We start from the raw sequence: 6,336 nt of genomic DNA, 5'->3' as shown, positions 1-6,336 counted from the left end.
AGGAATTTAGAGAAGTATTTGAGAAAAATGCGGAGGGGAATGAGGGATTATTTGCCTTGAGTGATTGGCTCAAAAAGGCGATGGCTTACTTTCCTAAAAGCTGCCAGACAATGAGGCGGTGGATTGATGAAATAACTGCCTATTTTGATAACCGAACAACCCAGGGAACAGTGGAAGGAATTAACAATAAACTGAAGGTGATTAAAAGGAGAGGCTATGGATTTAGAAACTTTAAAAACTTTAGTCTTAGATGTTTATTAAATTGGCATTTTGCTAGTTTATTTTACATGGTAAGTTCGGAAGAACCATTTTTTGGGGCTTTATTTGACCTGAAAAAAGGGGGGTCGCAGGCAGGTATTCCCATTATATAAGAAATTATCTGTCAAATCGTGGGGTTTTGTCAAGCTTTTTTGGAAAAAAAAATTTACCCGATACTCAAGGGGAGAAAATTGTCGGCAGAGATATTATTTAATCCCCCCCGTGAGTCGGTATTTTTCAGCTTGGCATTAACGCTTTAGTTGTCGAGGCACCAAGGCGATTTAATTGCCGATTAATTTGCCATCCGACGAGGGTTAAACCCAACCACTGACCGAAGATTGCCAAAGCGAAAGAGGGAAGTGTAGCGTATTTAGTAGCGGCAATGGGAAGAAAAGTAAAAAACCATAAAAGCGGAGATTGACTGGGATTAACTCTCAAGACAGCAAAACAGAGGAAGGGGAAAATAATCAAAATGCCGATGCTAGTAGCTGCCAGCAAAGCGCGTTTATTTGTGCTGCCTAACATCAATAATTGGGCGATAGCGGCATAGACTAAAATCATGTTCATTGCCAAGAGAAACCCGGCTGCAGTGGCTAGTTTATATTGATGGAGAGGGGCGATAAAAATAGCGGGAAGGATGAATAAAATGGCAATAGCGAGGTTAACAGCCATGGCTAGGGTAGAAGGACTTTTTTCGCCAAAGATTAGAGCTTTCCCCAGACTAATGCCCGTTTTTCCTTGCAGATGACGATAGCGCGCCCAATCTTGGAGAGTTTGACGGGGGGGAGTGAGGGCAAAAAGGATTAACAAGCCAAAAATTGCCACAAAAACGCTAAGAATCGCAAAATTATCGAAAAGATAGCTCGGTTCCAGCGTTTGGAAGACAAAACCTAGGCTAATGGCACTAAAACAGCCCATCATCCAGTAACTTTGGGGTTTACTAACAAGAGTAGCGAGGGGATTATGGAAGCGACGCTGGAGAATTCTGGTTAAACCGTAGGTGCAGAGGGCAAAATTGAGCAAAATTAAGCTAATACCCATTATAACCGATTGCCAGAGAGATTGACCGTACCAACGCAGATCGAAGATTTGTGAGATTCCTAGATAGCGTACCGCATCGGGGGGGAGAAAGGTAGATTTAACTAGATAGGGAAGGAAAAAACTAGGATTAAAGAGAATTAACCAATCAAAGGGGGTACGGGAACCGCCATAGCCCGATAAAGTAAAAATACTGCTATAAAACACAAAGATTAAGACTGTAGCACTGCCTAACCAGGGTTGAAATCCTCCTAACCATGGCGTGGCTAAAGCGAAACTAAGGGCAGCATGATAGAAAAAGGCACAACTAGCGATCAGAACCGCGTAGAAGGCTAAAATTAACGACAAGGGAATACCTGCTAATAAACCCGCCCCCAAGTGAAAGGGTAAAGCGAGAAGACAGACGAGATAGAGGAGAATGGGAACCCCGAAAATTTTGCCGATCAAAATCGTTTTGGCGGGTTGGGGACTCAGACGGATAAAATTAAGTGTACCTCGGCGCTCTTCCCCAGAAAGATCCGCGATTAATTGATAGGTTCCCACCACTAAAAGAGCGAAAATGCCGGTAATACTCAGAAAAGTGAAGATATCTAACCACCATAACCGGGAGATAATCATCCATTGACCATTTAAGTCTTGGATACAGTATTTAAGCCCACTATAGGGATAATAGTCGTTGTTATTGGGGGGATTAGCGGTACAGTAACGACTAAATCCCGCTCCTACTGGCAAGAGATTTTGATAGTACAAGTAAACTAATAATTGACCAACAAGGGAGATAATCGAGGCGATCGAGATATTTTTCGGGGTTAATCTTCCTTGCCATTCTCGCATAATTTGCGGGTTGGTTTCCGTAAGGCGATCGATTATTGTCAGTATCATATTTCTGTCCTCTCTACAGCCGTCAACAGGAGCTAATCCTAGATTAACCCGGTAACTTCTCGATCGGTTTGGGGATGAAGAAATCCCTCGATATGCAGCTAAGTAGCTGGTTATAATTAAATTAAAAAGGGATTTTAGGTTCGATCCCTCCTGAAATCCGCTCTTGATCAGGGGGGTGCCGATCCACCCTGCTAAGATAGCGTTGGGCGAGGATGCGAAGTAAGTCCTTGAATTGATCAGAGAAAAGGAGTTTAAAGGATGAAAATGACTTATCTGGAAGCTACTGCCAAATTTTACAGCGAAGTAGCCCAAGCTCCCGAAGTGGGGCTATGTTGTGTTCAAAGCAGTCCTTTGCAACTGCCGGGGTTAAAAATCCCCGCCATTATGCAGGAGATGAACTATGGTTGTGGCACGACGGTGCAGGTTAATGAATTGGGCAATTCTCCCAGGGTTTTGTATGTGGGTGTGGGTGGTGGTTTAGAAGCACTGCAATTCGCCTATTTTTCCCGTCGTCCGGGGGGAGTCATTGCGGTGGATCCAGTGCCGGAAATGCGTTGGGCAGCCCAAAGAAATCTCGGCGAAGCACTGCCAGAAAATCCCTGGTTTAGTCTCGATTTTGTGGAAATTAAAGATGGTTCCGCTTTTGAATTGCCGGTGGAGGATGCCTCCGTCGATGTAGTGGCGCAGAATTGTCTTTTTAATATCTTTAAACCAGCCGATTTACAGTTAGCTTTACGCGAGGCTTTTCGCGTCTTAAAACCGGGAGGACGTTTACTGATGAGTGATCCGATCGCCCCTCGTCCAATTCCTGAACATTTGCAAGAAGATCAGCGTTTAAGGGCTATGTGTCTATCGGGGGCCTTAACCTACGATGATTATATTCAACAGTTGATTGCTGCTGGTTTTGGTCAGGTAGAAATTCGGGCCCGTCGTCCCTATCGTTTACTGGACTGTCAGAGTTATAATTTAGCCGAGCCGCTCCTCTTAGAAAGTTTGGATTCCGTTGCTTTTAAAGTAGCTATTCCCGAAGATGGGGCCTGTATTTTTACCGGCAAAACTGCTATTTATACTGGTACGGAGGCAATTTTTGATGATGGTGCTGGGCATATTTTAGCCAAAGGATTACCAGTGGCCGTCTGTGATAAAACTGCGAGCAACTTAGCTCGTTTGTCTCCCGAAGATATCCTCATCACCGAGTCCACTTGGCACTATAATGGGGGCGGTTGCTGTTAAAAAAGCACGGTCGAGGCAAGTCCGATCCCTCAGTTATCAGTTATCAGTTATCAGTTATCATTGATTAGTGGTTAGTGATTGGTTACTGTTTACTGTTTACTGTTCACTGTTTACTGTTTACTGAAAAAAACTAGCCCTGCACTACCTGTTTAAGGGTGGTAAAGGTTTCTAGGTTGATTAACCCCCGGCGCTGGCCTTTTTGGTTGGAAATGCCCAAAAATACCGATTCTCCCTGTTTGGGATTGCGATCAAATCGGGGTGAGGAATTGATATAAACTAAAGCACTATCGGACTCCATGGCGAATTGACGACTTTCTCGATAGGATTCGGTGACAATACAATCCGCATGACCGCTACTATACTTATTAATCCAAGAGATCGCATCAGTTAGGGTATCCACTAACCTAAAGGCCAGCTTTTTTTCTAAATAGGGTCTTTGCCAATCATTATCGGTGGCAATGGTTAAATGTTCGGGAAAATCCGCCGCTAATCGGGTATCTCCCCGCAATTTAAAGCCTTTTTCCTGCAAACTTTTAAACAAACGACTTAAAGTCGAAGAATTGTGATGGGGACTAATTAAAACTTTTTCGATCGCGTTAACCGGATCTGGTATGCTGCCATGACTATCGATAATTACCTGACGAGCTAACTCCAAATCGCCACTAGGAGACCAATACAAATAACAGTTTCCCATGGCCGCACGCAAAACGGGAACCGTAGCCAATTGACTCACCCGACCGATTAAACTAGGGCGACCGTAGGGAATGATCAAATTAACATAATTTTCCTGGGTCAGCAACTCCTCTAGGGAGGGACTAGAATCACAGGGTAAACCACTCACACAATCCACGGGTAAACCCACATCTTCCAATGCTTCTTGGATAATTTCCGTAATCACCTCATCGGAATGACTAGAGGCATTGGAACCGCGAATAATCAAACTATTGCCACTTTTTAGGGAAAATCCCGCCGCTACCATCGCTAATTCTGGAAAACCTTCATAGACGAAGGCAATCACTCCTAAAGGCATCCTTTGGCAATAGGTTTGGGAAGGATTGAGTTGATAGGCTGCGTTAATTACCTGTTGCAGCGGATCCGATGCTTCCGCTAGTTGTTGTAATACCTCCACCGTCGTCTCTAAACGTTCGGGAGTTAACCGTAGCCAGCGAATCATTTGTTCTGAGACAGCCATCTCTCGACTGACTTCTAAATCGAGGGTATTGGCTTCTAAAATACGATCAAAGCCAGTTTTAATGGCATTAGCGATCGCAATTACTCCGCGATTTCTTTCATTGCCATTAAATTGACCTAGAGCCAGAAAAGCATTGTATGCTTGCTTAAAGATCGTCAGGGGGGGGATGGAGGAACTTTCGATCATAGATTCTTGTCTAGCGTCGATAGGCTAACCAAAAGATTAACGCGGGCAAAATAACTAATAGCATAACTAGAATTGCCCCAAAAATCACGCTTACCCCCGGCGGTGATTTTAAAATTAAGGGTAGCCAGACGACCGATAATAACAGAATTATCCCCACCATCAGGGCTAATACCTCTTGTCCAAGGCGCTGATTGGTACTCACCCAACGAAATCCCGTCCAGCACCAACTGCGTTTATAGGGATAGTGGGGGGCTAATTGTTCGATAATTTGGCCGTTTTCCTGTAGCACAAATATTTGTTGACAGCGATCGCAGCCAAAGGCATCGGTCAATAAAATCGGGCATAATGTCCCTTTCCGACGACAGGGACAAGGATAGTCTTGGTGTTGGTCGATTTTGGTATATTTATGCGGTCGCACAAGCTAAATTTTTGTTTATAAACGGTTGTTTTTAGTCGCTCGTGGTCAATAGCTCAGGGATTCAATGGTTGCCCAAAATCCTCAACCCTATTGCTCACGGATAATTCCCATATTAAGGGATATCCCTAAATTATTCCTACTAATCTTAAGAGCTATTTCAAGATTTTTTCAAGCGGGCAACGCGATTCGAACGCGCGACATTCACCTTGGCAAGGTGACGCTCTACCACTGAGCTATGCCCGCAAGCCGTTTTTCACACTCCCCTAAGTATCCCAAATCTCAGAGCATTTGTCAACTGGTTTGGAGCATTTTTTTACAATAATTCATCTTCTGGCCAATCCCCCAAACCGGTAATAGCTTCGAGAACCACTTCTATCTTAGCCTGTAGTCGGTTGAACTGATGTTGCAAGCGATCAAAGCACTTGTCAATGGCGGCGAATTTTTCAGTGATAGGGCGTTCCATAGCCTCAAAAGCTGCCGTAATCCGCCCCTCTGGTTCTAAATCTAATTCCAGAGTCTTGATTCTCTCGACAGCGGGGAGTGGGGACAACTAAAACCCTAAATGCTGGGGGAATTTTCTTAGCCTTCCATCAGTGCCTGTGGGGGATTATTTTGCAATAATCCTAGGGGTTTATCTTCATCCCGGGGGCGCAATTGACGCATGAGACTAGCCATTTCTAGGGCAGATAAGCCATAATTCCAGCCCAAATTACTTTTAATCCCGGCCCGTTCGAGGGCCTGTTGTAGCGTATCAGTGGTGAGAATACCGAAGACAACGGGAACACCTGTCTGAAAAGCGGCCGCAGCGATGCCTTTAGCAGCCTCGGCAGCAACGTAGTCAAAATGGGGCGTTTGTCCGCGAATAATTGCCCCTAGACAAATAACGGCATCGTAACGGTGGGAAAGGGCGACTTGACGGGCTACCATTGGCACTTCAAAGCTACCCGGTACCCAGATATAATCCACTTGTGTGCCATCGGGATTAACATCAACCCCGTGACGCTTGAGACAGTCTTGACAGCCTGATAACAGTTTATCAGTGACCAGATCATTAAAACGACCAATCACGATCGCAAAGCGCCAAGAGGATATGTCCTCGGTAAAATTTCCCTCAAAAACAGTCATAGGT

6 protein-coding genes, 1 tRNA gene and 1 pseudogene are annotated in these 6,336 nt (G+C 44.7%); 2 read left to right on the top strand and 6 right to left on the bottom strand.

All coding sequences use genetic code 11. The features are described from left to right. A pseudogene (locus IQ224_RS20630) lies at nt 1-272 on the top strand (transposase); the annotation flags it as partial. 223 nt (nt 273-495) lie between these two features. Here the strand turns inward: IQ224_RS20630 and IQ224_RS20625 are convergent. Beyond that, the gene (locus tag IQ224_RS20625; protein WP_002749074.1) at nt 496-2,178 is read right to left on the bottom strand and encodes a hypothetical protein; all 1,683 of its coding nucleotides are present in this window, start codon (nt 2,176-2,178) and stop codon (nt 496-498) included. A 258-nt stretch (nt 2,179-2,436) separates the two neighbouring features. Between IQ224_RS20625 and arsM the strand changes: the two genes are divergently transcribed. After that, complete coding sequence (arsM, locus tag IQ224_RS20620) at nt 2,437-3,411, top strand: arsenosugar biosynthesis arsenite methyltransferase ArsM (protein WP_194033443.1); 975 nt, start codon at nt 2,437-2,439, stop codon at nt 3,409-3,411. 130 nt (nt 3,412-3,541) lie between these two features. Here arsM and IQ224_RS20615 read toward each other — a convergent pair whose 3' ends face one another. The 5 genes from IQ224_RS20615 to ribH all read right to left on the bottom strand — a co-directional run bounded on the left by IQ224_RS20615 (nt 3,542) and on the right by ribH (nt 6,332). Further along, entirely contained in the window at nt 3,542-4,789 is a 1,248-nt protein-coding gene (locus IQ224_RS20615; RefSeq protein ID WP_002749071.1) for a glutamate-5-semialdehyde dehydrogenase, read from the bottom strand. 10 nt (nt 4,790-4,799) lie between these two features. Continuing rightward, nucleotides 4,800-5,207 carry a hypothetical protein gene (locus IQ224_RS20610; RefSeq protein WP_002749069.1) on the bottom strand — a complete coding sequence of 136 codons (408 nt, stop codon included), beginning with the start codon at nt 5,205-5,207 and terminating at the stop codon, nt 4,800-4,802. A gap of 171 nt (nt 5,208-5,378) precedes the next feature. Beyond that, nucleotides 5,379-5,450, bottom strand: a tRNA-Gly gene (locus tag IQ224_RS20605). Between the two features lie 70 nt (nt 5,451-5,520). Next, complete coding sequence (locus IQ224_RS20600; RefSeq protein ID WP_002749067.1) at nt 5,521-5,757, bottom strand: hypothetical protein; 237 nt, start codon at nt 5,755-5,757, stop codon at nt 5,521-5,523. 29 nt (nt 5,758-5,786) lie between these two features. Further along, nucleotides 5,787-6,332, bottom strand: coding sequence for a 6,7-dimethyl-8-ribityllumazine synthase (gene ribH / locus IQ224_RS20595; protein WP_002749065.1), 546 nt, complete (start codon nt 6,330-6,332; stop codon nt 5,787-5,789). Nucleotides 6,333-6,336 lie beyond the last annotated feature (4 nt).

The organism is Microcystis sp. LEGE 00066 (assembly GCF_015207925.1).
GTDB lineage: Bacteria > Cyanobacteriota > Cyanobacteriia > Cyanobacteriales > Microcystaceae > Microcystis > Microcystis ichthyoblabe_A.
The sequence above is the reverse complement of the archived record's forward strand: the minus strand, read 5'-3'. Positions and strand labels throughout refer to the sequence as shown.